This is a genomic window from Streptomyces sp. NRRL S-378 (assembly GCF_000720645.1).
Classification (GTDB): domain Bacteria; phylum Actinomycetota; class Actinomycetes; order Streptomycetales; family Streptomycetaceae; genus Streptomyces.
In genome coordinates, this window is record NZ_JOBX01000052.1 from 1 (window position 1) to 23903 (window position 23903).

The 23903-nt window shown below is 69.0% G+C and carries 23 protein-coding genes and 2 pseudogenes; 11 read left to right on the forward strand and 14 right to left on the reverse strand.

Features of this window, described 5'->3' with window-relative positions; genetic code table 11:
* From IH80_RS0128980 to IH80_RS0128995, 4 genes are all read right to left on the reverse strand, one after another.
* On the reverse strand, positions 1-1243 hold a 1243-nt coding region (locus IH80_RS0128980), incomplete at its 3' end, for a HAMP domain-containing protein (RefSeq protein WP_030964422.1).
* Between the two features lie 402 nt (positions 1244-1645).
* Positions 1646-1822, reverse strand: a complete 177-nt coding sequence (locus tag IH80_RS44955) for a hypothetical protein (RefSeq protein ID WP_158943650.1) — start codon at positions 1820-1822, stop codon at positions 1646-1648.
* A gap of 317 nt (positions 1823-2139) precedes the next feature.
* Complete coding sequence (locus IH80_RS0128990) at positions 2140-2790, reverse strand: NADPH-dependent F420 reductase (RefSeq protein WP_030964424.1); 651 nt, start codon at positions 2788-2790, stop codon at positions 2140-2142.
* Positions 2791-2842: 52 nt separating this feature from the next.
* Positions 2843-3655, reverse strand: a complete 813-nt coding sequence (locus IH80_RS0128995) for an inositol monophosphatase family protein (protein WP_030964426.1) — start codon at positions 3653-3655, stop codon at positions 2843-2845.
* Between the two features lie 125 nt (positions 3656-3780).
* On the opposite strand from IH80_RS0128995, the gene IH80_RS0129000 reads away from it, so the two are divergent.
* A complete protein-coding gene (locus IH80_RS0129000; protein ID WP_037881387.1) occupies positions 3781-4722 on the forward strand; it encodes a LysR family transcriptional regulator in 942 nt (313 codons plus the stop codon).
* 199 nt (positions 4723-4921) lie between these two features.
* Here IH80_RS0129000 and IH80_RS0129005 read toward each other — a convergent pair whose 3' ends face one another.
* The 4 genes from IH80_RS0129005 to IH80_RS44960 all read right to left on the reverse strand — a co-directional run bounded on the left by IH80_RS0129005 (position 4922) and on the right by IH80_RS44960 (position 7300).
* Positions 4922-5596 carry a DUF3618 domain-containing protein gene (locus tag IH80_RS0129005; RefSeq protein WP_051810083.1) on the reverse strand — a complete coding sequence of 225 codons (675 nt, stop codon included), beginning with the start codon at positions 5594-5596 and terminating at the stop codon, positions 4922-4924.
* Positions 5572-5997, reverse strand: coding sequence for a phage holin family protein (locus IH80_RS0129010; protein WP_037881390.1), 426 nt, complete (start codon positions 5995-5997; stop codon positions 5572-5574). Before IH80_RS0129010 ends, IH80_RS0129005 begins: the two co-directional genes overlap by 25 nt.
* 2 nt (positions 5998-5999) lie before the next feature.
* Positions 6000-6758, reverse strand: coding sequence for a hypothetical protein (locus IH80_RS0129015; RefSeq protein ID WP_158943652.1), 759 nt, complete (start codon positions 6756-6758; stop codon positions 6000-6002).
* 365 nt (positions 6759-7123) lie between these two features.
* Positions 7124-7300 carry a hypothetical protein gene (locus IH80_RS44960; RefSeq protein WP_199819324.1) on the reverse strand — a complete coding sequence of 59 codons (177 nt, stop codon included), beginning with the start codon at positions 7298-7300 and terminating at the stop codon, positions 7124-7126.
* Here IH80_RS44960 and IH80_RS0129025 point away from each other — a divergent pair.
* The 5 genes and pseudogenes from IH80_RS0129025 (at position 7269) to IH80_RS0129045 (ending at position 13306) form a co-directional block, all read left to right on the forward strand.
* Positions 7269-7823 carry an isochorismatase family cysteine hydrolase gene (locus IH80_RS0129025; RefSeq protein ID WP_030964432.1) on the forward strand — a complete coding sequence of 185 codons (555 nt, stop codon included), beginning with the start codon at positions 7269-7271 and terminating at the stop codon, positions 7821-7823. The two genes, IH80_RS44960 and IH80_RS0129025, sit on opposite strands and share 32 nt — an antisense overlap.
* A 181-nt stretch (positions 7824-8004) precedes the next feature.
* Positions 8005-9230: pseudogene (locus IH80_RS39800) on the forward strand (PP2C family protein-serine/threonine phosphatase).
* Between the two features lie 183 nt (positions 9231-9413).
* Positions 9414-9812 carry an ATP-binding protein gene (locus IH80_RS0129035; RefSeq protein WP_037881407.1) on the forward strand — a complete coding sequence of 133 codons (399 nt, stop codon included), beginning with the start codon at positions 9414-9416 and terminating at the stop codon, positions 9810-9812.
* Positions 9813-10185: 373 nt separating this feature from the next.
* Positions 10186-10614, forward strand: coding sequence for a DUF1360 domain-containing protein (locus IH80_RS46960; RefSeq protein WP_267883529.1), 429 nt, complete (start codon positions 10186-10188; stop codon positions 10612-10614).
* A 418-nt stretch (positions 10615-11032) separates the two neighbouring features.
* Complete coding sequence (locus IH80_RS0129045; protein ID WP_030964435.1) at positions 11033-13306, forward strand: catalase; 2274 nt, start codon at positions 11033-11035, stop codon at positions 13304-13306.
* 210 nt (positions 13307-13516) lie between these two features.
* On the opposite strand, the gene IH80_RS0129050 is transcribed toward IH80_RS0129045, so the two are convergent.
* Positions 13517-13990, reverse strand: coding sequence for an SPW repeat protein (locus tag IH80_RS0129050; RefSeq protein WP_030964436.1), 474 nt, complete (start codon positions 13988-13990; stop codon positions 13517-13519).
* A 264-nt stretch (positions 13991-14254) separates the two neighbouring features.
* Between IH80_RS0129050 and IH80_RS0129055 the strand changes: the two genes are divergently transcribed.
* Together IH80_RS0129055 and IH80_RS0129060 are read left to right on the forward strand one after the other, a co-directional pair.
* Positions 14255-14686: an NfeD family protein gene (locus tag IH80_RS0129055; RefSeq protein WP_030964437.1), complete on the forward strand. Its 432-nt coding sequence runs from the start codon at positions 14255-14257 to the stop codon at positions 14684-14686.
* A 2-nt stretch (positions 14687-14688) separates the two neighbouring features.
* Positions 14689-15702 (forward strand): SPFH domain-containing protein, encoded by a 1014-nt coding sequence (locus IH80_RS0129060; RefSeq protein ID WP_030964439.1) that lies wholly within the window; start codon positions 14689-14691, stop codon positions 15700-15702.
* 136 nt (positions 15703-15838) lie between these two features.
* Here the strand turns inward: IH80_RS0129060 and IH80_RS47215 are convergent.
* Positions 15839-16369, reverse strand: a pseudogene (locus IH80_RS47215) (phosphatase PAP2 family protein); the annotation flags it as partial.
* Positions 16370-16627: 258 nt separating this feature from the next.
* Here IH80_RS47215 and IH80_RS46325 point away from each other — a divergent pair.
* Positions 16628-17137 (forward strand): hypothetical protein, encoded by a 510-nt coding sequence (locus tag IH80_RS46325; protein WP_234432419.1) that lies wholly within the window; start codon positions 16628-16630, stop codon positions 17135-17137.
* Positions 17138-17388: 251 nt separating this feature from the next.
* Here the strand turns inward: IH80_RS46325 and IH80_RS0129075 are convergent, their stop codons facing one another.
* On the reverse strand, positions 17389-18105 hold the full coding sequence (locus IH80_RS0129075) for a TetR/AcrR family transcriptional regulator (protein WP_030964443.1): 717 nt from the start codon (positions 18103-18105) through the stop codon (positions 17389-17391).
* 177 nt (positions 18106-18282) lie between these two features.
* Between IH80_RS0129075 and IH80_RS0129080 the strand changes: the two genes are divergently transcribed.
* On the forward strand, positions 18283-19887 hold the full coding sequence (locus IH80_RS0129080; protein WP_037881393.1) for a CocE/NonD family hydrolase: 1605 nt from the start codon (positions 18283-18285) through the stop codon (positions 19885-19887).
* 287 nt (positions 19888-20174) lie between these two features.
* Here the strand turns inward: IH80_RS0129080 and IH80_RS0129085 are convergent, their stop codons facing one another.
* Both IH80_RS0129085 and ctaD read right to left on the reverse strand, forming a co-directional pair.
* Positions 20175-20513 (reverse strand): hypothetical protein, encoded by a 339-nt coding sequence (locus tag IH80_RS0129085; RefSeq protein ID WP_030964446.1) that lies wholly within the window; start codon positions 20511-20513, stop codon positions 20175-20177.
* 9 nt (positions 20514-20522) lie between these two features.
* A complete protein-coding gene (ctaD, locus tag IH80_RS0129090) occupies positions 20523-22262 on the reverse strand; it encodes a cytochrome c oxidase subunit I (protein ID WP_051810087.1) in 1740 nt (579 codons plus the stop codon).
* A 247-nt stretch (positions 22263-22509) separates the two neighbouring features.
* On the opposite strand from ctaD, the gene IH80_RS0129095 reads away from it, so the two are divergent.
* Entirely contained in the window at positions 22510-22944 is a 435-nt protein-coding gene (locus IH80_RS0129095; RefSeq protein WP_030964448.1) for an SPW repeat domain-containing protein, read from the forward strand.
* Between the two features lie 284 nt (positions 22945-23228).
* Here IH80_RS0129095 and IH80_RS42760 read toward each other — a convergent pair whose 3' ends face one another.
* On the reverse strand, positions 23229-23774 hold the full coding sequence (locus IH80_RS42760; protein WP_078906795.1) for a GrpB family protein: 546 nt from the start codon (positions 23772-23774) through the stop codon (positions 23229-23231).
* Positions 23775-23903 lie beyond the last annotated feature (129 nt).

The window sequence follows — 23903 nt, forward strand, 5'->3', positions numbered from 1 at the left end:
GGGCGTCCACCCGGATCTTCTGCGTCAGGTCGCCCTGGGCCACGGCCGTGGTGACCTCGGCGATCGAACGCACCTGCGCGGTCAGGTTGTCGGCCATGAAGTTCACCGAGTCGGTCAGATCCCGCCATGTGCCGGAGACGCCCTTGACGTCCGCCTGCCCGCCGAGCCGGCCGTCCGTTCCCACCTCGCGGGCCACCCGGGTGACTTCGTCGGCGAACGCGGACAGCTGGTCGACCATGGTGTTGATCGTGGTCTTCAGCTCCAGGATCTCGCCCCGCGCATCCACGCGGACCTTCTGGGAGAGGTCGCCCTGGGCCACGGCCGTGGCGACCTGGGCGATGGAGCGGACCTGGGAGGTCAGGTTCCCGGCCATGAAGTTCACCGAGTCGGTGAGATCACGCCAGGTGCCGGAGACGCCCTTCACGTCGGCCTGGCCGCCGAGAATGCCCTCAGTTCCCACCTCGCGGGCCATGCGGGTGACTTCCCCGGCGAAGGCGGACAGCTGGTCGACCATCGTGTTGATGGTGTTCTTCAGCTCCAGGATCTCGCCCCGGGCGTCAACGGCGATCTTCTGAGAGAGGTCGCCCTTGGCGACCGCGGTGGTCACCTGGGCGATGTTGCGGACCTGATCGGTGAGGTTGCCGGCCATGAAGTTCACCGAATCGGTGAGGTCACGCCATACGCCCCCCACTCCGGGCACCTCGGCCTGACCCCCCAGGCGCCCCTCGCTACCCACCTCACGCGCTACGCGGGTGACCTCGGCGGCGAACGACGACAGTTGGTCCACCATCGTGTTGACGGTGTCCTTCAGCTCCAGGATCTCACCCCGGGCAGCGACGTCGATCTTCTGCGAAAGGTCTCCCCGCGCCACTGCGGTGGCAACCTGCGCAATATCCCGGACCTGGGTCGTGAGATTGCCCGCCATCGCGTTCACGGAGTCCGTCAGGTCCGCCCAGGTACCGGAGACTCCCGGGACCTCCGCCTGGCCGCCCAGCGTTCCTTCGGTGCCGACCTCACGGGCGACCCGGGTCACCTCGGACGTGAACAGTGACAGCTGGTCGACCATGCCGTTGAAGACTGTGGCGATCTCCCCCATGAGGCCGTCGGCCTCGTCGGGCAGCCGGGTCCCGAAGTCGCCGTCACGTACGGCCGTCAGCCCTGCGAGAAGCTGCCGCAGTTCCGGCTCACCGACCGCCCCAGCCCCCGTTGTCTCCGCGCTTGACGAATCAGCCGTCTTGGCCATTGCAGTCCCCGTCTCTCGTGCCGCTCACGGCACGCCCGCAACCCTCAAGCGTCCCACGACCTAGTCCACCACACCTGCACACCCCCGCGAAGCCACTACCGAACATGCGTTCGCTCATCGCCGATGAACGCCTTCCCCAGATTGCGCCGAGCGGTGCCACAACACTGGACGACGTCGCGTGCGGCCGCGCGCGCACCACGCAGCGCGGCATGGACAACGCGCTCGGGGATCCGCTCGTGGTCGAAGCGCCGTGCCTCTCGCGCTGCAGGCACCGCATCCCGCGGGCCCGCCTTCAGAGAGTGACCGATGTCATACCCGCGTTCGCCGGGCCGTCGGCCGGTACGCGCCGCTCGAGGCCATCCAGGACGGACCTCGCCGGTCGGCCGACCTGTAACGGCCGTTTCAGAGCGTGCCGGAGTCGGGGACGGGTCGGGGCGGCAGGCCGAGCATGTCGAGCAGCATGTCAAGGTCCTCGGCGTCGGTGGCCCGCGCCGCTACAGCGCGGTACGCCGCGCCCTCGTCGATTACTCCCGCCGGGACCAAGATGGCCGGCTCACTACAGCCGAAGGGATCCTTCACCCACCGATCCCAGCACGCCTTCGACTGCCTCGCAGCCGGGATACTCCACCTGCCCGGAGACAACAGCCTCGAGGAAGGCCCACAGCGGGCCGGCTGCGCATGCGGAGCCTGGACGGTGACCGTGCCGGACCGGGCTCTCCCCTGTCCGCCCGAAGCGACCCGGCTCGTTGCCTGCTGGTGCCGGGTTTCGGCACCCGGGCGGGTCCGAGGGAGGAGACGGGTTCGGGCCTCACTGGCAGCCGGGCGGGCGCGCTCCCTGCCTGCGCCCGGCTGCCTGACCCGCCCCCGGGTTTCGGTCTGAACCCGGTCTTGGTGGGTCAGCGGGCGAGCGAGACGGCGAAGGGCTTGAAGCCGTGCCGACGCAGGATGTGGGGCACGATCAGGATCATGGCCTCCGTGGCGCGGGCGGTGCTGATGTCACCGAGATCCTCGATCTGTTCCTGTTGCCAGCCCAGGTCGCCGAGCACGCCGGTTACGGTCTTCTTCGCGTCCTCGTCGTTGCCCGAGAGGTAGGCCGTCGGTGGGGTGGCGAGGGTTTCGGGGGCGGTCATGACCGTGAACAGCATGGTGTTGAGGGTCTTGACCACATGGGTGTCGGGGAGCGCTGCCTGGAGCTTCTCGGCAAGGCTGCTGCCGGGATAGCACAGGTCTCCGGGCAGGCCGTCAGCGGCGTCGCGGGTGGCGTTGGAGACGTCGATGAGGATCTTGCCGGCGAGTTCGGTGCGCAGGTCGGTGAGGCGGCCCAGGGAGCTGGCGCCGGGCGTCGCGTTGATCACGATGTTCGTGGTGCGGGCTGTGGTGCGGTGGTCGGCGAAGGCGATCCGCGGCGACGGCGCGAGTCCGGTCGTGCAGGCGGCAGTGTCCTGCGGGCTGCGGCTGCCGAGGGTGATGTGGTGTCCGGCTGCGGAGAGCTCACCCGCGAGGTTGGTGGCGACGCGGCCGGTGCCCAGGATTCCTATGTGGGACATGCGGTGATGCTCCTTGGGGTTTCGGAGTGGGGATGAGGGCAGGCACTCCAGGTCAGGCGATGGGCAAGAGGATCTTCAGGGCGGCCGTGTGGATGCCTGGGGCGGCGGCCATGAAGTCCCGGCTGGCGGTGTTCCAGGGGGCGCCCGCCAGGTCGGTGACGGTGCCTCCGGCCTCCGAGACCAGCAGGGCGCCGGCGACCAGGCCGGAGCGGACGTCGGAGAACTGCCAGAAGGCGTCCATGCGTCCGGCGGCGACGTGGATGAGCTGCATCGTGGCGGGAACGGACACGCGTACGACCAGGCCGTTGATGAGCATGGCGGTGACGGAGTCGCCGATCCGCCGGAAGGTGCGCTCGTCCTCGCCCGGCCGAGCCTGACCGGTGCCGGTGAGTGAGGCGCCCAGGTCGATCTTGGCGGACACCTTCAGGGGGCGGGCGTTGAGGTGGGCACCGCCGCCGGCGACCGCAGTGTAGGTGTCGCCGGTCAGCGGGAGATGGACGACGGTGAGTACCGGCTGGTTGTCGCGGACCAGGGTGGCGGTCACGGCCCAGTCCTCCATGCCGTGGACGTGGTTGATGTTGCCCTCGGCGGAGTCGACCACCCACCACTCCCCCGGCGGAAGCGCGCCGCCGGCCAGCTCGTCCTCGGCCCACTGCGACCCCGGCCGGACCCTCAGCAGCGGTTCGCGCAGCATCTCCAGCACCGCGTCGTCGTTGGCGTGGATCTCGGCGACCACCTCGTCCAGGCTCACCCCCCGGGCGTGCGGGGTGTAGCGGTCGCGCAGCGTCGTGCCGGCGGTCTTCACCGCGGTCGTCACGTCGTGCAGGAGCGCCGTACCGGCGTCGAAGGGCATGACTGTGCTCATGGCGGACTCCCTGGGGATCGGGTTGACGAGGGGAAGCGGGGCGGTTGTCTCGCTCCCGCACTTCGAAGGTAGGCCGCCCGATCATTAACAACAAGTGCATGCTTATCACTTGTAGAGTTACTGTCATGCAACTGGATCTGAACCTGCTCACGGCTCTGGACGCCCTGCTGGAAGAGGGCAGCGTCGCCGGCGCCGCCGCCCGCCTCCACGTCACCTCACCGGCGATGAGCCGCTCCCTGGGAAGAATCCGCAAGGCCACCGGCGACCAGATCCTCGTCCGCACCGGCCGCACCATGGTCCCCACCACCCGCGCGCTCGCCATGCGCGCCCAGGTCCACGCCCTGGTCGAGCAGGCCCACCAACTCCTGTCCGCGCAGCAGGAACTCGATCTGGCGACTCTGGAGCGGGTCTTCACCGTGCGCTGGCACGACGCCCTGACCGCGGCCTGCGGCACCGCCCTGATCACCGCCGTCCACCGCCGAGCTCCAGGCGTCCAGCTGCGCCTGTCCGCCGAACCCGGGACAGACGACGCCGACCTGCGTCGAGGCGAGGTCGACCTCGAATCAAGTGCCGGTACTGCGACGCTCCCCGACATCCGCCACCGACTCGTCGGCAGGGATCGGCTTGTCATCGCCGTCCGGCCGGGACACCCGCTCGCCGAAGGCCCACTGAGCCCGGAGCGCTACGCAGCCGCCGAACACCTCACCGTCTCCCGGCGCGGGCGCCTACGCGATCAGATCGACGACGCCCTCAGCGCACGAGGCCTCGAACGACGCGTCGTCGCCGCCGGACCCACCGCCGCCTTCGCGCTGCAACTCGCCCTCGACACCGACCTGGTCGTCACCCTCCCTGACGCCGTCACCCGCACCGCCCGCAACCGAATCGGCCTGGTCACACGGCAGCCGCCGGTACCGCTGCCCGACGTCCCCCTGTACCTGCTGTGGCATCAGCGCTACGACGACGACCGCGCCCACACCTGGCTGCGCGAAACGGCCGCCGAAACCGTCCAGGCGCTCTTCGCGCCCCCGACCACCCCTCAACAGCACCTCACCCACAGACCGAAGTGACCGGTGCACAAGGGGGAAGGCCCGCCGCAGCCGACTCGGCGACCCGATGGGACCCAGCTCGCTGGCGTCCACCTGCTGCGCCCCCACCGAGCTTTCGTGCGCGATCGCGCCGCCTCGCGCGGAGGCCGGGGCGAGGCCGGCGCCAGGACTGGAGTCGCCCGGCCACGCAGCCTGTGCCCCGGCCTCGTGCCGGTCGCGATCAGCCCTGGGTGGGCGGACGCTGTGTGCGGGGGTCGTTGCGTACTTCGGCAGCCGTGTCCTGTCCGGCCTGGCGCACTCCCTCCGCAGCTTCCTGGCCGGCGTGCTGTGCGTGTTCGGTGGTCGCTGAGACGGCGTCTTGAGCCGTGCCCTTGACCGAGTCGACGGCGTGGGCAACCGGTTCCTTCAGCTCGTCGCGGACTTCATGGGCGGCGTCGACGGCGGTCTGCTTGACGGGCTCCAGCAGCTCGTCGGAGTGCTCACGCAGGCGCTGGCCGGCGCGCTCCTCGGCCTCGGTGGTCGGCAGCAGGGCGGCGGCGAGCATGCCGGCGCCGAACGCCATCAGGCCAGCTGCGAGCGGGCTGCCCTGCGTCTGCCGCTTGATTTGTGCGGGAGCCTGCTGGAGGGCCTCCTGGGCGCTGCTGCCGGCATTCCGGGCTGTTTCGCTGATGCTGTCGGCGGCCTGATGCAGGCTGCCGGAGGTTTCCTGCGCAGCGTCCTGTGCGGTGCCCATGACACGCTCCTTCACTCCGCTCACCCGGTGGCGCATCGAGTCGACTTTGCGCTGGGCCATCCTGCTTGGGGTCATCCTGTCGGCCAGGAGGTCGACGTTGCGCGCGAGGTGCGCGCGCCGGTACTCCACGTCGGTCCTCAGCTCGTCGGGTGTCGCGCCCATCGGGCATCCTCCTTCAAAGTTTCAACGGTCTGTTCGGGCTTGAGGTTGACGGTGCGCAGGCGCTTGCGGCCCATGACGTAGAGGACGCCTCCCACCACGGCCCACAGGGCGGTGACGATCAGGGCAGCCCACGCCGGGTCCATCACGTTGGCGAGGGCAAACACGACGGTCAGGCTGGCGAAGAGCAGCACCACGTGCCCGGCGTAGCCTGCGCCGCCGAGCATTCCGACGGCCTTGCCTGCTTTGGTCGACTCCTGCTTGATCTCGGCCTTCGCCAACTCGATTTCGTCGCGCACGAGTTGTGAGAGGTCTTGGCCTATCTCGCCGATCAGGTCGCCGAGGGAGGGCTCGGATGTCGCCGGCGGGGGCGTCGCGGGTCGTTCCTGGGAGGTAAGGGCCATGTTCAGACTCCTCCCCCGGGTCGCGTGGAGCCGGTGGCCGGCGGGCTCGACGGCGGGTAGGCCGGGGGCGCCGGGGTGAGATGCGGCGGCTGCGACTGGCCGTAGGTGTCGAGGGGGTCCTCGTACCCGGCCGGTATGCCACTGCGGTCGGGAGCCGGACGCTGGACCGGTGCAGGGGTGCCAGTCCTGGCGGCAGATCGGCCGGACGGTGAAGCGCTGCCGCTGTCGGCCGCGCGGGTGCCGGCCGTCTCCGAGGACGCTGCGGCGCTGACGCCCTTTCCGGCGCGGGCGACGACGAAGCCGGCCAGTGCCGCTCCGGCGAGGAAGACGCCGGGGCGGCGGCGGGCGAAGTTCTGCAGGTCGCTGACCAGTCCGTCGGGGCCGCGCTTTTCCACGTGGGAGGCGACCTGGTGCCCGCCGTCGGCCAACTGACGGGCCATGTCCGCCATGGTGGAGTCGGGCTTGCCGTGCTCGCCCAGTTCTCGCAGCTCCTGGGAGAAGCGGCGTAGGTTCTCCGCGAGGCGCTGCGTCTGGGTCTCGGCCTGGCTGGTCAGCTGGGTTCGCAGCTCGCCAACGAGGTCACGGGCCTGCGCGGTCGCCTCGCCAACGACGTTGGCGGCTTGTTCTTTGGCCGTCACGCCTACTTCGGCGGCCTTGTCTCCAACCAGCGAAACGCTCTCGCCGGCCTTTTCCTGCACCGTGTGTGCTGCGGCCGTCGTCCTGCTCTCGTCCTGACGGCGCGCATCCTGGAAGTCACTCAAGGCTCCTCCTGATGATGGCAGTGATACGTCTCACATCGGCGCCTGCCCTCCTTTTACCGCCTCACCCGCATAGGCCGGACTCATCACGTGCTCCTGTGCGCTCGCCGTCGCGCGCACCAGGGGAACGGAACCGCCGGACGGGAGCCGCTCGGCAGCCCGCTACGTCGTCGGACGGCGTCGCCGCTGGGGTCCGGTGGCCCGGTACCAGAAGGCGGCCACGACGGTGGCGAGCGCTGCTTACGAGATCGCCGCCCAGAACGGTGCTCGGCGTCGATGCATTCGGGTTCCGGAGTCATGGGGTCGCGCGCGGTGGTCATCAGAGCCACCTCGCATCTGAGAAGAGAATCCTCTACGGAGCGCCTGCCTCACCTCTTGCCACCCACGCGCGCCTCGGCCGGGCGGGCGCCGTCGAGGACGACCCAGCCCGGCGGCTCCCTCGTTGCAGAGGCGTCGACCTGCTGGTTGGGCCGCTCCCGTCCGGGCAGCCGCCCAGGGAGGAAGGCGATCGTCATGGGTTGTACGGCTCTCATCGTGATCGACATGATCAACACCTATGAGCACGAGGACGCGGACGTGCTCGCCGGTTCGGTACGCGCTTCTTTGCCGGGCGTGAACGCAGTCCTGCGCCAGGCCCGGGCCGATGACTCTCCCGTGATCTACGTGAACGACAACTTCGGCCGCTGGCGGTCCCACCACGGGGAGATCCTGGAGGCTGCGCTCGCCGGCAAGCACTCCGAGCTGGTGGAGCCGATCGCGCCCGACGAGGAATCGCTCTTCGTGGTCAAGGCCCGCCACTCAGCCTTCTTCGAGACCCCGCTGGCCTACCTGCTGGGACAGCTCGGCGCCGAGCGGGTCGTCCTGTGCGGCCAGGTGACCGAGCAGTGCGTGCTGTACTCGGCCCTGGACGCCTACATCCGCCATCTCGACGTCGTGGTGGCGGCGGACGCGGTCGCCCACATCGACCCCTCCTTGGCCGAGGCAGCCCTGCGCATGATGGAACGGAACATGGGGGCAAACATCTGCCTGAGCCACAAGATCACCTTCGACAACCCTCCCGTCCGTTGACCCGCCGACTTGGGACCGACCCGGTGGGGCGGACGTGATCGGCCCGGCTGCCGCGTCGGCAGGACAACCTGCCCTGCCCCTGCCGCCCACGGTAGGCGCGCTGTCGTCCCTGACGGGCTGATGCATGGCGTGGTCCTGATTCCGCCGCTTCGACGGGAAAGAGAACTCTGTGGAGGCTGATGTGGCACGTGAGCGGATTCGACTTGCTGAGGTGCTGGCAGCGGCGGAGGCGGCCGCGCCGGTGGACTCCCTCGACATCGTGGCGCGAAATCTCCGTGACCGGTTCGGTGCCCAGTACGTGTCGTTCCTGTTCGTGGACGTCGTCGGCCGACGCCTGCTCCGAGTCCACGACACGGCGGCGACGCACCACGAGGAGCGCGCCGAACAGGTTCCCCTCGTCGGCAGCAGCGGCTATGACGAGGTGCTGCGCAGCCAGAGGCTGGTGGTGGACTCGGACGGTGAGCAGGGCCAGCGGGTGCTGGCCCCCGTCACGAACCGCGGCGACACCATCGGTGTCCTGGAGCTGTTCCTCGCCCAGGCCGCCCGGGATGTGCTGGAGCAGGTCGAAGAGGCTGCGCACGCGCTGGCGTACATCATCGTCACCGACCGCCGCTTCACCGACCTCTACCACTGGGGCAACCGCACCACTACGGTCGGCCTCTCCGCCGAAATCCAGCGCCAGCTCCTGCCGTCGGCGCCCTCCTGCGAGGCGCCCCAGTTCACCCTCGCCGGTGCCTTGGTCCCAGCCTCCGACATCGCCGGCGACCACCTACGACTACAGCGTCGACAACGACACCCTCCACCTGTCGGCTCACCGACACCATGGGCCACAACGTCGACGCCTCACTCATGGCCACCCTGCTGGTCAACGCCTCCCGTGGCGCCCGCCGCGCAGGGACGGACCTGGCCGAACAGGCCCGCCAGATCCACCAGGCCCTCCTCGACCACGGCCGACGGACCTTCGCCACCGGCCAGCTGCTGCGCATCGCCCTGGACGGGACCGGCGCCCAGCTCGTCAACGCAGGCCACCCCTGGCCGCTGCTGCTGCGCGACGGCGCCGTCGACGTTCTGCGCCTGGCCGTGGACCTGCCCTTCGGCATCGCCACCCACGACTCGTACCAGGTGCAGCACCTCGACCTACGCCCCGGTGACCGCCTCCTTCTCCACACCGACGGCATGCAGGAACGCGACGCTGAAACAGTCGACCTGCCCGCCCTCCTCCGCAAGACCGCAGCCGAGCATCCGCGCGAGGTCGTACGCACCCTGGTGGGCGCGGTCACCGGCGCCTACGACGGCCAGCCTCCCAAAGACGACGCCACCGTCCTGTGCCTGGGCTGGCACGGGCCCCCACGTCACGCGCCGCCGCGCGACTCGGTCCGCCGCCCTGGGCACCGCGGCGAACGGTGACGGCCGGCGCTGACGTCGTCTCCATCAATGGGGCACCTGCCCTTCGCGACTCTTTGATGACTGTCGGCCGTTGATGTGGGCGACTTCAACTCCATAAACACCCAGGAGTGAGGTGAATCGGATATATGCCCGCAAGGAGGGCAGGTGCCATGCAGGAAGCCCCATCGAGTGGAGGGAGACTCCGTGGCCCCAGGACCCGTCCTCGACCAGCCCGTACCACGCACCGGTCAACCCACCACGTCCGCACGGGACGCCACCCGCGTCTTCCTCCACGACGCTGCACGGATGAGGCCCCCCACCCACCCCGAAAGCGCCGACGTCGTGCTCTTGATCGTCGCTGAACTCATCACCAACGCGATCCGCCACACCGACGGCCCCTGCACCCTCCACCTGGAACTCCATGACGACCACATCGAGATCCAGGTCACCGACACCAGCCCCCAGCCGCCTCAGCCCCGCCCGCCGCACACTGACGGAACCGGCGGCTGGGGTTGGCAACTGATCAGCCATCTCACCACCCACACCCACACCGAACCCCACCCCGACGGCGGCAAAACCATCTGCGCCCACACCGCCTGGTAGTGCTCACCGCCCTCGGGCAGGGTGTTCCACGCGCCCCGCGCCAGGTGGAGCGGACGGCGGTAGTAGGGCCGCCCTCCGAGTTACCCCGTACTCGCGTCGGCGCCCCGGGCTGCGCCGGTGACGACGGCGACGCGCCTTGAAGGGCGCTTCGGTGCCGACGAGCGCGGAACCTCAGCCATACCCCAGGGGCCGTCCGCCAGGGCTGGCCAGGGGCCTGAGGCGTTCGCCGGCTGAAGCCGGGTAGGCGTCTCATCGACAGCCCATGCCGCCGACCACGACGACGATGACGCGGGGTCGGCTCAAGCGGGCGGAACGAGGAACTTCGATGGGAACACTCCGAGGTCTGCGCTCCCACGGCGGGCACCTGTGCGCGATGGCGGGATTCGCCGGATACGCAGCCGGATGGACCGTGTTGCAGCGCCGGAGCGGACGGCCCCGGCCCCCCTCTCCCGGTCCCTGGGACCTCGCTCTCACCGCCACCGCCACGTTCAGGCTCAGCCGACTGATCGCCAAGGCCACGGTGACGCGCCCCATGCGCGCGCCGTTCACACGCGTGGACGGTGCCGGCGCACCGGCAGAACTCAATGAAACCCCCCGAGAAGAACCCGGTCGCAAAACGGCGGGTGAGCTGATCAGCTGCCCGTTCTGCCTGAGCGTGTGGATCGTGACGACCTTCGCCGGCGCACGCGCCGTCTGGCCGGATGCCACCCGCACGGTGACCGGCGCCCTGACCGCTCTGGCCCTCTCGGACGCTTTGCAGTTCGGGCATTCAGCCCTCTCGAAACGAGCAGCTCTGACCTGAGCCCGGCGGGACGCCCCGGGTTCTCCAGACCCGCGGCGAGCCCGGCAGGACGCCCCGGGTTCTCCAGACCCGCGGCGTCCCGCGTAAACCGTCAGGCACGGCCCTGCGCTGCGGCAGCCTGATGCGGCAGCGAGCGGCGTGACCTGTCCGGGCCCTGAGCCGCCTCCTCTGGCGAGAGCATCGGCGACTGCGGCAATGGCGATCGCGATGGCGATGGCGATGGCGATGGCGATGGCGATGGCGATGGCGCAACGAGACATGCGTCCGGTAGACCGCCGCCTGCGCACAGGCCGCCGGTGAGGGACCGCGTTCCAGCGTCACGCCTCGCGGCCGGACAGGCTAGTCCAGGTTTCGGGACATATCCCTCGGGTCACACGTGTAGGGCCCGAGGGCCCGCCCCCCTGTGTCTGGAGATGAGATGCCCGAGAAGAACCCGGTGAAGGCAGTCGCTGAGAAGATCGCCGACGTCATGCACACCGGCCCGGCAGAGGGCCCTGAAGACGGGGTGCCCGGCAAGCCTGCCCTCGTCTCTCCGCAGCTCGTCGAACCGACGACGCCAGTCGAGCCCCTGCCGCCGAAGGCGGACCAGAGCGGCCCGGAGACGGTCAGTCCGACCGGGCAGCCCACGGGAGCGGACCCGGCCCGGATGGCGCAGAGCGGCGCGTACCTGACGACCGCGCAGGGCGTCCGGCTCTACGACACGGACCACTCGCTGAAGGCCGGCCCCCGGGGGCCGGTGCTGCTGCAGGACCACCACCTGCGTGAGAAGCTCATGCACTTCGACCACGAGCGGATCCCCGAGCGTGTGGTCCACGCCCGCGGCTCGGCCGCGCACGGCGTCTTCCAGTCCTACGGCACCGCGCAGACGGTCAGCAAGGCCGCCTTCCTGGCCTCGGACGTGGAGACGCCGGTGTTCGTACGGTTCTCGACCGTACTCGGATCGCGCGGCTCCGCCGACACGGTGCGCGACACCCGTGGCTTCGCCACGAAGTTCTACACCGAGGAGGGCGTCTTCGACCTGGTCGGCAACAACATCCCGGTGTTCTTCATCCAGGACGCGATCAAGTTCCCCGACGTCATCCACGCCGGCAAGCCGCACCCTGACCGCGAGATCCCGCAGGCCCAGAGCGCCCATGACACGTTCTGGGACTTCGTCTCCCTGCACACCGAAGCCACCCACCACACCCTGTGGAACATGTCCGACCGGGGCATCCCCCGCTCCTACCGGATGATGGAGGGCTTCGGCGTCCACACCTTCCGCCTCGTCAACGCCCAGGGCACCACGACGCTGGTGAAGTTCCACTGGAAGCCCAGGCTGGGCGTGCACTCCCTGGTCTGGGAGGAGGCGCAGATCCTCGCGGGGGTGGATCCCGACTTCCACCGTCGCGACCTCTTCGACGCCATCGAGTCCGGCGCTTACCCGCAGTGGGAGCTGGGCATCCAGACCTTCCCCGACACCGCCGATCAGATGTTCGAAGGAATCGACCTCCTCGACGCCACGAAGATCGTCCCGGAGGAGCTCGCGCCGGTGAAGCCGGTGGGGCTGCTGACGCTGAACGCGAACCCTTCGAACTTCTTCGCCGAGGTCGAACAGGTCGCCTTCCACACCGGACACCTCGTCCCCGGCATCGACGCCACCGACGACCCTCTGCTGGCAGGGCGGAACTTCTCCTACCTGGACACCCAGCTCACCCGGCTCGGCGGCCCCAACTTCCCTCAGATCCCGATCAACCGGACCCACGCGCCCGTCAACGACATGCTCCGCGACGGCTTCCACCAGACCGCCGTCCACCGAGGCGTGGCCCCCTACAAGCCCAACAGCCTCGACGGCGGCTGCCCCTTCTTCGCCGGCGCCGACACCGGAGCCTTCATCGAGGTACCCGTCGAGGTCCCTGCCGGACGCAAGGTCCGCCAAGCACCCGCCTCGTTCGACGATCACTTCTCCCAGCCCCGCATGTTCTGGCTCAGCATGACCCCGGTCGAGCGCGAGCACATCATTGCCGCGTACACCTTCGAGCTGTCCAAGTGCTACGAGCAGGCAATCAAGGAGCGCACGTTGGCCGTGCTGGCCAACATCGACCCCGAGCTGTGCACGCAGGTCGCGGCGGGGCTCGGGCTACCGGTGCCGGCCGCAACCGAACCCCTCGCCGACGTCCGGCCCAGCCCCCGCCTGTCACAGATCGGCGCGACCTGGCCGCTGGACGGACGCGTCATCGGCATCGTCACTGGCCCCGCGACCGACGTGTCAGGCGTGCAGCAGGTCCGTGAGGCGGTTCTGGACGCCGGCCTGGTGCCCCTGATCATCGCCCCGGCCGGCGGGGTACTGGGCACGGGCGGTGACCCGATCCCCGTCCAGCGCACCTTCGCCACCGCCCGCTCCGTCGAGTTCGACGCCCTCGTCTTCGCCGGTGTCCCGGGAGCAGGAGCTGACGCGTACGGGGCCCGTGACGCCAAGGCCGGGGCACCCGGCCCCGCCGTCAGCGATCCGCGGGTCCTGACGCTGCTCACCGAGGCATATCGGCACGGCAAGGCCCTCGCCGGCTGGGACGGCGCCGAAGCCCTCTTCGAGGCCGCCGGCATCTCCGTCGGCGAACCCGGCGTCATCATCTCCGACGGCGCACAGGCACTCCCTCAGCTCCTGGAACTGCTCGCGGCCCACCGCGTCTGGGAACGTTTCCCCGCCGCAACCTGACTCGCCCGAACACCCGGCCACCCGGGCGGCTCTGCGAGACGAGCGGGCCCCGGACCATCAGCGGTCCGGGGCTCGGCCTTGGGCGCCAGGGCGCACCAGCCCACGCCGCCCGCGGTCTCAAACCGGGCGCGGGTCCCGTCCAGGGAGCCCGGCTGTCACGGGGACCCGCTTCCAGGAGCACCGTTGGAGCGAGAGCGGGCATCTCCGGTGTCAGTGCGCTCCGGGCATGGGGCGGCGCGAAGGGGGGCCCTGCCGGTCGGTGTCGTGGTCACGGGCTCCGGAGGCTGCGGCGAGGGCGAGGAGAGTGGCGAGGATGCCGGTGATGAGGTTGCTGGTGATCGAGCGGGTGTGGGCGACGTCCCCGGCGACGACCCAGGGAGCGATGCAGGTCCAGACGCCGATCGCAGCTGCGGCCCAGGCCATGGAATGGGTGCGCTCGTAGGAGTTGCCGAGGCCGCCGAGTAGGAGCGTGTAGGCGATGCCGACGACGAGGTTGTTGACGGCGAGGGTGGTGAAGCCGTTGAAGCCGACTATCCACGGCGAGGCGGCGAGATAGATGCCGGTGAGAAGCGCCAGGGCCTCGATCATCTGAGCGCGAGGCGTGGCGGCCGCGCGGTCGTGACGAGCGCGCAGCTCCATCAGGTCGGGGTGTTCTTCGATGGGTGGGCGGTGGGTGGACGCCATGAGGACCTCCAGGTCGGGAGTGGTGGTGGCCCACACCTACCCATAAATCATCCGTAAACTGCACAAAAAACACATTCCCGCCGATACCGTGCGGGCGACGTGCCACACCGGAGGCCGGGGGCGGCCGTGTCCGCCCCGCGAAGGATTCGGCACATGTGGCGGGATACCGGGATTCCTCATAGCCGGAAATGGGTAGTTTCGTGCCATTGGAGCGGAACGCGCCCGCGGACCCCTGGTCGCTTTCCGTGAGGGAAGAGGGCCGACGTGGAACCGTGGTTGATGTGGCTGATCGCCGCGGCGGTGCTGGCCATCGCCGAGGTGTTCACTCTCACTGCCGCACTGGGGTTGCTTGCGGCAGCTGCGTCGATCACCGCCGTGTCCGCGGCGCTCGGCCTCCCCGTGTCGTGGCAGTTTTTGGTGTTCGCCCTCGTCGCAACACTGAGCGTGCTCTTCGTACGTCCCCTCGCGCTGCGACGCCTTTCACCGCGCCAGGAGGCCCGGTTCGGCGTGGAAGCCCTCGTAGGGAAGCCTGCCTACGTGGTCAGTGAGGTGTCCGCGCGGGGCGGCAGGGTGCGCATCGGAGGCGAGGAGTGGACCGCTCGGGCCTACGACGAGACGCTGGTGATCCCTCCGGGAACGACCGCCGATGTCGTGGAGATCAGCGGCAGCACCGCATTCGTCTACCCCCGGGAGTGACCATGGAAGCCTGGGTCGTCGCCGGCGTCATTGTCGCGGTCTTCGCCGTCTTTACCGTGGTGCGGGCCGTCCGCATCGTGCCGCAGGCACGCGCCCGCAACGTGGAACGGCTGGGCCGGTACCACCGCACGCTCAGACCCGGCCTCAACGTGGTCATCCCTTACATCGACCGCGTGTATCCCGTGATCGACCTTCGGGAGCAGGTCGTCTCCTTCAAGCCGCAGCCGGTCATCACCGAGGACAACCTCGTAGTCGAGATCGACACCGTCCTGTACTTCCAGGTCACCGACCCGCGGGCGGCCGCCTACGAGATCGCGAACTACCTCCAGGCGGTCGAACAGCTCACCGTCACCACCCTGCGCAACGTCGTGGGGTCCATGGACCTGGAGAAGACACTCACCTCTCGCGACACCATCAACAGCCAACTCCGCGGCGTGCTGGATGACGCCACGGGCAAATGGGGCCTGAGAGTCAACCGCGTGGAGATCAAAGCCGTCGATCCGCCACAGTCCATCAAGGACGCGACGGAAAAGCAGATGCGAGCCGAGCGGGACAAACGCGCCGCGATCTTGGGAGCCGAAGGACAGCGGCAGTCGCAGATCCTCACCGCTGAAGGGGACAAACAGTCTGCCGTACTGCGTGCCGAAGGGGCGCGAACGGCAGAGATCCTCCGGGCCGAGGGCCAGTCCCGAGCCATCGACGAGGTGTTCCAGGCCGTGCACCGGAACGACCCCGACCCCAAGCTGCTGGCCTACCAGTACCTGCAGGCACTGCCCCAGCTCGCCCAAGGACCAGGCAGCACCTTCTGGATCGTCCCCGGCGAGGTCACCTCCGCCCTCCAAGCCGTCAGCCGCGCCTTCAACGAAAAGCTCCCTCCGTCACCGGCCACCCATGCCGGGCCCACGCGGGCGAGGGCGAACCAAGCCGCCGACGACGCCGCACAAGCTGCAGAAGCCGCCGCCCAGGCCCTCGCCGACGCGGCTGAAGCCGACCCCACTTCCGGACCTCTGCCGTAGGCGTGGCGCACGCCCGGCCACCACGGATCACGGCCCATGCGCAACCAGCGCAGGCGCGACCGCCGAGCAACCCGTCCTCCCTGACGCAGGGTTGGCGAGCGCGGTGGATCAGCATGCGGGGTGTTGCACGGAGAACAGCGGCTGTGACCATGCCGATGGCTGCGCCCGCGATGACATCGGTCGGATAGTGCGCTCCGCTGTGTATCCGTTCGATCGCCACCATCACAGTCGGTACGAGGCAGGCGGCGCCGACCCACGGCCATGTGGGCGCGACGGCCGCGGTGAACGCCACGGCGGCGGCGGTGTGGCCAGAAGGGAAAGAGGAGCTGTCAGGACGGTCTTGGACATCGTGGTGCGGGATCCACTCCTTGGGTGGGCGCCGCCGCTCGACGAGCTGTTTCACCACTCCGTTGGACAGCAGCTCCGCCACTGTCATGGCCGTGATCCCGGCGCTCGCCGCCTTGCGCCCGCGCCAGCCCCCACCAGCCGCCATGACCGCTGCGACCGCCCACCACAGCTTCGTGTGCTCGACCGCCTCCTCGACCGGAGGCAAGAGCTGCCGTGCCCAGGCGGAGTCCCAAGCGGCCATCCGCTTGACCAGCCGGTGATCGCCGCTGCGCAGCGGCGCCAGGGTGTCCATGATGCTCAGCTTCCCCGCCTGCGGCATCCCACGCTCTGCCCTACGCAACTCGCCACGTGCCGGTGGTTGCAAGTTGCAGGTTCAGGCCGTCCAGCACCAGGGTTGCGGCGCTGGGCGATCGCGCGGGGGCAGCGCTCTGGCGCTTGCGGATCGCGGGCGGGGGCTGTGGACGACAGCTGCTTGTCGCCCAGATGGATGCGGCGCACGCCTCGCGCACCGACTGCACACACGGTTTTTGCTGGGACTGCACAGCATCAGGAGTGGTCGCGTGGGCAGACGACATCCATGTCCGGAGATTCCGCACGTTTCACGAGCGCCCTCTTCCGCTTCGCCCCTGCCGGCCAAGCGCCACCGCGCGGGGCGAGGCACGGCCGCCGCGAACGGCTCAGCAGGAGGTGGCGCCTCAGGATCCTCGCCTACCGTGACATCGAGTTCCTCTCCACCCACCTCCCCGGCGACCCGGGGCCCGAGCAGGAATGCCTGCTCCTGGTCCACGTCCGCAAGGTCGTCGGCCAAGTCCACTACCGGATCTGCACCCACTGCGGTGAGGGTGTGATCACCGGCATCGACATCGATGACCACCTCCTCGCCAGCGGCCTCGGCAACCGCGCCCTGTCGCACCTGCAGGCCCGCCACCCGGGCATGTCCTGGCGCAGCACCCTGACCCTGCGCACCACACGCAATCTGCTGCGGCGCATGCGCATCCCGGCGTCCGCGGCCGTTGCCCCTTGCGTCCACGGTCTCGCTCCAGCGGCCCCGGCCGCGGCTGCGGGCTCCCACGGGAGCCGTCGGTAAATTGCGGGGCACGAGCGGGAACATGCGGCCCGGCCCGGCTCAGGGTGCCCGCGATGACGCCGATATCGCTTTGGCGCAGCCGCCCCCGCGGTAGGAGTTGTGCTGCTGCCGAGGGGCAGTGCCCTCCGGTGGCCCGGGCGTGTCCCCAGCCTCAGGCCTCGCGGTGGGCTTCGCGGTCGGCCCCTGAGTTCACGGTTCCGGGGGGAGGCGGCACCCCGCACTCGCGGATCGGACGGCCAGGCGCAGTCGGGTCAGTCCGTGTCGAGGCCGTCGATCAGACGGTTGAGGAACCGGGTGAAGGTGGCGTCGGGAGTGAGAGGGCGTCCGGGAGCGGCGAGGGCTTCGGCGAGTTCCGGGTGGCAGCCGTCGGCGGCCACAGCGGCGAGGTAGCGGCCCTCGGCTGCGGCCCGGTCTGGTGTTCGCGAGACCGCGGCCTGCGCAATTTCATGGGCAGCGTGCCCGGCCACGAATGCGGTGATCTGGGCGAAGACCTCCAGCTTTGCCGCACCGTCCAGCCCGGTGGGCCGCAGGACGGCGAGCGCGTGTTCCAAGAAGCCCAGTGTGTTGGGGCCTGGAACGCGACGGGTGGACAGGGCGGCGGGCAGCCAAGGGTGGCGCAGCATGTGGGCGCGTTGCAGTCGGGCCAGGGTTTTCAGGTCGGCACGCCAGTCACCGGTGGGTGGGGTCGTGACCGTGAGTTCGCCGCTGACGTGGTCGACCATCAGTTCCAGCAGTGTCTCCTTGTCAGGAGCGTAGCTGTAGAGCGACATGACGCCTGCTCCGACCTCGGCGGCCACGCGACGCATGGTGACCGCGTCGAGTCCTTCCGTGTCCGCCAGAGTGACGGCCGCCGCGGTGATCGCCTCGCGGGTGAAGGAGGGTCTGCGGCCTCTGCGGGGTTCGGTGGGGCGCAGCCAGAGCTGTTCGGGATCGACGCTCTGGGCGCGGGACTCTCGGTCATCGGACACGGCCTCGCTCTCTTTCCCTTGTTGAGGCGGCTCTTGCGAAGGCCATCCAAGCATCCTCTATTCTCGTACGGCGTACGAAAATGGAGGAGGGGAACGATGCCACCACGCACGCCCGGTGCCGTAGCCGACCCGACTTGGGTTCCGCCCGCCGGAAAGCCGCCGCTGTCATCCCGGGTGATGAGGGCTGCCTGGCGAGGTCTCCCGGCGAAACGGCACTCGGTCGGATGGGAGCCGGGGCTGATGGTGCCGGCTGCCGACGGCAGCCCCTTGATCACTGACCACTACTTTCCACGGAGCCAGGGCGACTTCCCCACCCTCCTGGTTCGCTCCCCCTACGGCCGGGGCCTGCCGTGGTCACCCCAGTACGGTTTGCTCTTCGCCGAACAGGGCTTCCACGTCGTCCTGCAGAGCTGCCGCGGCACCGGCGGTTCGGGCGGCGCGTTCGACCTGTGGCGCAACGAGGCCGCCGACGGCCGGGCCACGGTCTCCTGGCTGCGCGAACAACGATGGTTCAACGGAAAGGTGGGGACAGTCGGCCCCAGCTATCTTGGCTACGTTCAATGGGCCCTCGCTTCGGACCCACCGCCGGAACTGAAGGCAATGGTGGTGCAAGTGGGGCTGCATGATCCCTACTCCCTGTTTCACGCAGAGGGTGCGCTGCGCCTGGAGAACGCCCTCGCCGTAGGCGTGGGCATGACCTACCAGCACCAGGGCACGGCAACGTTCCTCAAGGCGACGCTGCGCCTGCAACGCCGACTGCGTGACGTCACCGCCGCGTGGCCCCTGCGCGGGGCGTACGTGCCGGCCCTGGGGAGCGAGCTGCCGTGGTTGGACGCCGTGATGGCACACCCAGATGCCGAGGACGCCTACTGGCGCGGCGCGTCGTTGGCGGAGTCAGCAGAGCGGCTCCGCGTTCCCACAGCTCTGATGACCGGATGGCACGACGCACTGGTCGACCAGACCCTCGAGCAGTACGCGCGGCTACGCCGGGGCGGATGTGAGACCGCCCTGCTCGTCGGCCCGTGGACCCACACTTCGGCCCTGCAGCAAGGATGGCCCGAGGTTTTCGCCGAAAGCCTCACGTGGCTGCGTACCCACCTGGATGCCGAGCCCTCCGGCCTGCGTCCCACCGCGGTGCGTGTGCACATCAGCGGCGAGGACACCTGGCGGGACCTCGAGGACTGGCCGCCGACCGCGGTCGGCACGTCGTGGTACGCCGTCGCGGGCGAATCTCTCACCGCGCAGGCCCCCGCCGACTCCGCACCCGTGGCGACGTTCCGCTACGACCCGGGCGACCCCACCCCCTCCCTGGGCGGCCCACTGCTCTCCCGCACCGCCGGCCCCCGGGACAACGCCGCCCTGGAGGCCCGGGACGACGTCTTGACCTTCACCGGTCCACCACTGACCGAGCCCATGGACGTCCTGGGCCCCGTCTACGCACGTCTGACCATCTCCACGGACACCGGACACGCCGACGTCTTCAGCCGCCTGTGCGACGTGGACCCACAAGGCCGCTCCGTCAACATTTGCGACGGGTTCGTCCCACTCCGCACAGTGGAACAGGCGCCCTCGCAGATGACCGTGCCGATGAGCTCCACCGCCCACCGCTTCCCGGTCGGCCACCGCATTCGCTGGCAGATCAGCGGAGGCGCCCACCCGCGCTATGCCCGCAATCCCGGCACCGGGGAGTCGCCGGTGGACGCGACCGTCTTCACACCCGTGCGCATCACGCTCCACGCACCCTCGGCACTGATACTTCCCAGCAGCTCCGAGGAGGCGTGATGCGTTTCCCCCAGAACAGTCGAGGAGCGGGGCCACACGGCCCGGCCCGCTCGTCCCCGTAACCAAGCCAGGGCGGTCACCGGCTTCCCAGGAGGTGGGGCGCCGTGCTCCAGATGGAGCACGGCCGCAGGCCTGGGACCGCGCATGCCCCAGATGCCTGGAGGAAACCGAGAAATCCAGACACAACGAGCCAGGTACCTCAAGGTCTCGGGTGACGCCTGACTCGCCCGGCCAATCCGCCCATCGCACTGGCAGGTGCCCGGGACCGTCTCGCCTCCATCCGGCGGTCAAGGCCGGGTGAGGAGGACCAGGGCAACAGAACAGAATCCGAAGGCGGCCAGCGCCAGCCCGATGATGCGTCGGCGCAGGTGGGCGTAGCGGTGGGCGTACTCGTCTCGGAGTTCCGTTGCCCTCGCTACGGTCGCCGCCAGCATCTCCCGGCGCAGACGCAGATGATGCTGAGCGAAGCGGTCGCTGATTTCGTCCTGCTCGCCGGGGCCGAGCCAGGTGAGAGAGCCGGCGAAGGCGCGGCCCTCTTCGCGTGCCTCCCGAAGGGCGGCCTGGCTCATCAGGTACCCCTCGATCCTGGCGAGCCCGGCCGCCACTTCTTCCGGGCGCTCCTTCATGGCCGCCTCCTACTGGGGCTGACCCGGGCCCTTGCCGCGCAGGGACCTTCGAGGGGCGGAGGCCCTGTCCTGGTCGATGACGTCGCGTTTGTGATCGCCGGCGTAGTCGAAGGCGGCGATCTCCGGGTAGTGGAGGTCGAAGGCCGGCGACTCGGACCGTACGCGGGGCAGGGTGACGAAGTTGTGCCGGGGCGGGGGGCAGGAGGTGGCCCATTCCAGGGAGCGGCCGTAGCCCCACGGGTCGTCCACCTGCACGCGGGGCGCGAACTTGGCCGTCTTCCACACGTTGTAGAAGAACGGCAGCGTGGAGAGGCCGAGCACGAAAGCGCCGATCGAGGAGAGGGTGTTGAGCGCGGTGAATCCGTCGGCGGCGAGGTAGTCGGCGTAACGGCGGGGCATGCCTTCGGCGCCGAGCCAGTGCTGGACGAGGAAGGTCATGTGGAAGCCGATGAAGAGGGTCCAGAAATGGATCTTCCCGAGGCGCTCGTCGAGCATGGTGCCCGTCATCTTCGGCCACCAGAAGTAGAAGCCGGCGAACATGGCGAAGACGACCGTTCCGAATACCACGTAGTGGAAGTGGGCCACGACGAAATAGGAGTCGGTGACGTGGAAGTCCATGGGTGGGGAGGCCAGGATGATGCCGGTCAGGCCGCCGAAGAGGAAGGTGACGAGGAACCCGATCGACCAGAGCATCGGTGTCTCGAAGGAGATGGAGCCCTTCCACATCGTGCCGATCCAGTTGAAGAACTTCACCCCGGTCGGCACGGCGATGAGGAACGTCAAGAAGGAGAAGAACGGCAGCAGTACGGCGCCGGTGGCGAACATGTGGTGGGCCCACACGGTCAGGGAGAGCCCGGAGATCGCGATGGTCGCGCCGATCAGCCCGAGGTAGCCGAAGAGCGGCTTGCGGGAGAATACGGGGAAGATCTCGGTGACGATGCCGAAGAACGGCAGGGCGATGATGTAGACCTCCGGGTGCCCGAAGAACCAGAAGAGGTGCTGCCACAGCAGCGCGCCTCCGTTGTCCGGGTCGAACACCTGCGCGCCGAAACGCCGGTCTGCCTCCAGGACCAGCAGTGCCGCCGCGAGGACGGGGAACGCGAACAGCACCAGCACCGAGGTCAAGAGGATGTTCCACGTAAAGATCGGCATCCGGAACATCGTCATGCCGGGCATGCGCATGCAGATGATGGTCGTGGCGAAGTTGACCGAGCCGAGGATCGTACCGAAGCCGGACAGCGCCAAGCCCATGATCCACATGTCGCCGCCCACGTACGGGGTGCGTTCACCCCCGCTGAGCGGCGTGTAGGCGGTCCAGCCGAAGTCCGCCGCGCCCTGCGGGGTGAACAGGCTGGACACCACGATGATCCCGCCGAAGAGGAACAGCCAGAACGACAGCATGTTCAGACGCGGGAACGCCACGTCCGGTGCGCCGATCTGCAACGGCATGATGGCGTTGGCGAACCCCGCGAAGGTCGGTGTCGCGAAGAACAGCAGCATGATCGTGCCGTGCAGCGTGAACACCTGGTTGTACTGCTCGCTCGAGATGATCTGCATGCCCGGCCGGGCCAGCTCCGCGCGTAGCAACAGCGCGAGCACGCCGCCCACAACGAAGAACCCGAACGAGGCGATCAGGTACAGGTGGCCGATCTTCTTGTGGTCCGTGGTCGTCAGCCATGTGACGACCACGCTTCCCCATGAGCGGCCGCGCACCGGGATCGGCGTGACGGGCTCGGTCGAGGTCGCCATGGGCGGTTCCCTTCGCGTGGGACACATCGGATCACGCGCCGCTACCGGTGCAGCCTTACGCGCGGCTACACATGTACTACGGATAGTAACGGAAGGCTAGAAGGCGGCTGGTCAGTGACCCGGTTGGCTCACGCTGTGCAACCGCTCACGCTCACAAGTCCGGGGTCACCCTCGGCGGCGGTGCCGGATCACGTGACCCGGGGGGTTCCGGCCGGCGATCGGGGTAGGCGACGGTCAGGAGGATGCCATGGCTACCTACCACTCCCACCACGCTGCCGTTCCGGCAGCCCAGGCTCACGCCTACCGTCAGGGCCTGCACGACCAGGTGATCGGGCTCGTCATGTTCGCCGCCTCTGCCGCCCTGTGGATCTACCCGATGGCGACGCACGGCGGAGCGAAGGACGCTCAGGTCAACGAGGCGGTGATCGGAGCGGTCCTGATGTTCGTCGTCGGCCTACGGATGTACCGAGGCAGCACCTGGCGCTCCGACGTGGTCATCGGCCTGGCGGGCCTGTGGATGATCGCCTCACCGTTCGTACTGGGGCTGCAAGACGCCGCCGTCGACAACGGCAGCCGGGTCCTCGACATCGCCGTCGGATCCGTACTCGCGACGGCCTCGCTGATCTCCTTGCTGATCCTGCGAGCCGACCGGCACGCAGCCGACGCCCAGCACACCCTCTGAAACGTCGCTTCTTCGCGTGATCGTTCGTTGGTCCGGGCATGACGGACCGGTCTGGGCCCGGCTCTATCGCGTGATCCCCGAGGAAGTCGGGGCCGCGGGGTGAGCTGGACTGGTCGCGGTGTGCGATCAGCTCGGTCCATCTGCGGGTTGGCAAAAAAAAGGGGGGTATCGCCTGCACCCTGATCTGCTGTCGCAGACTCAACTCGCCACATGAGGTGACTTCTGCCGTAAGGGATGTCCGTAACTCCGACGGCCTTGGCCTCGCCTGTGATCGGAAGGCTTGGTCAGGCATCACTGAGACCGGGAGCCCAGCCGGTGTGCTGGGCCCAGGCGTCAGCGCGTCGGATGATGTCCCATACGAAGGCGTCTTTTGCTTGGACGTAGCCGGGACGGTCGTTGCGGAATCTGGCCGCGCAGTGCTTCTTGGCTGCCGCGTACTCGTTCGCAGCGGCCGTGTGGCACCGGAGGTAGTCGCGAAACAGTAGTGGGAACTGCTGTGAGAAACTGCCCAGTCGCCGCACGTGCACGTGGGTCCGACGCTGTCCTGGAGGTTCCCGGAAGTATCGTTTGGTCCGGTCGGGATTGTCCGCCCGGTGCACGAGTCCCAACTCTGTCAGCGGGCGCAGAAATGCATCCGTCGCTTCCAGCGATGCCACTGAGATCTGGATGTCAATCACCGGCTTGGCCGCCAATCCTGGCACCGAGGTGGACCCGATGTGGTCGATACGAGCCGCAGCATCACCGAGGGCGACACGTAGGCACGTGCCCCAGCTGGCGAACATGGCTGGCCAAGCAGGGTCGTAGGGCATGATCTCGACTGGCTCTCCCATACTGAGAAGTATTCCAAGGCTTGCCGCAACCGTGGTGTGAGGCTGCGGCCGCCTCCACCGCCCCTACGAGCCAAGGCCGACCACCGCCAGACCTTCGCAGGGATCACCGCCGCTCTCATCGGTCATCGC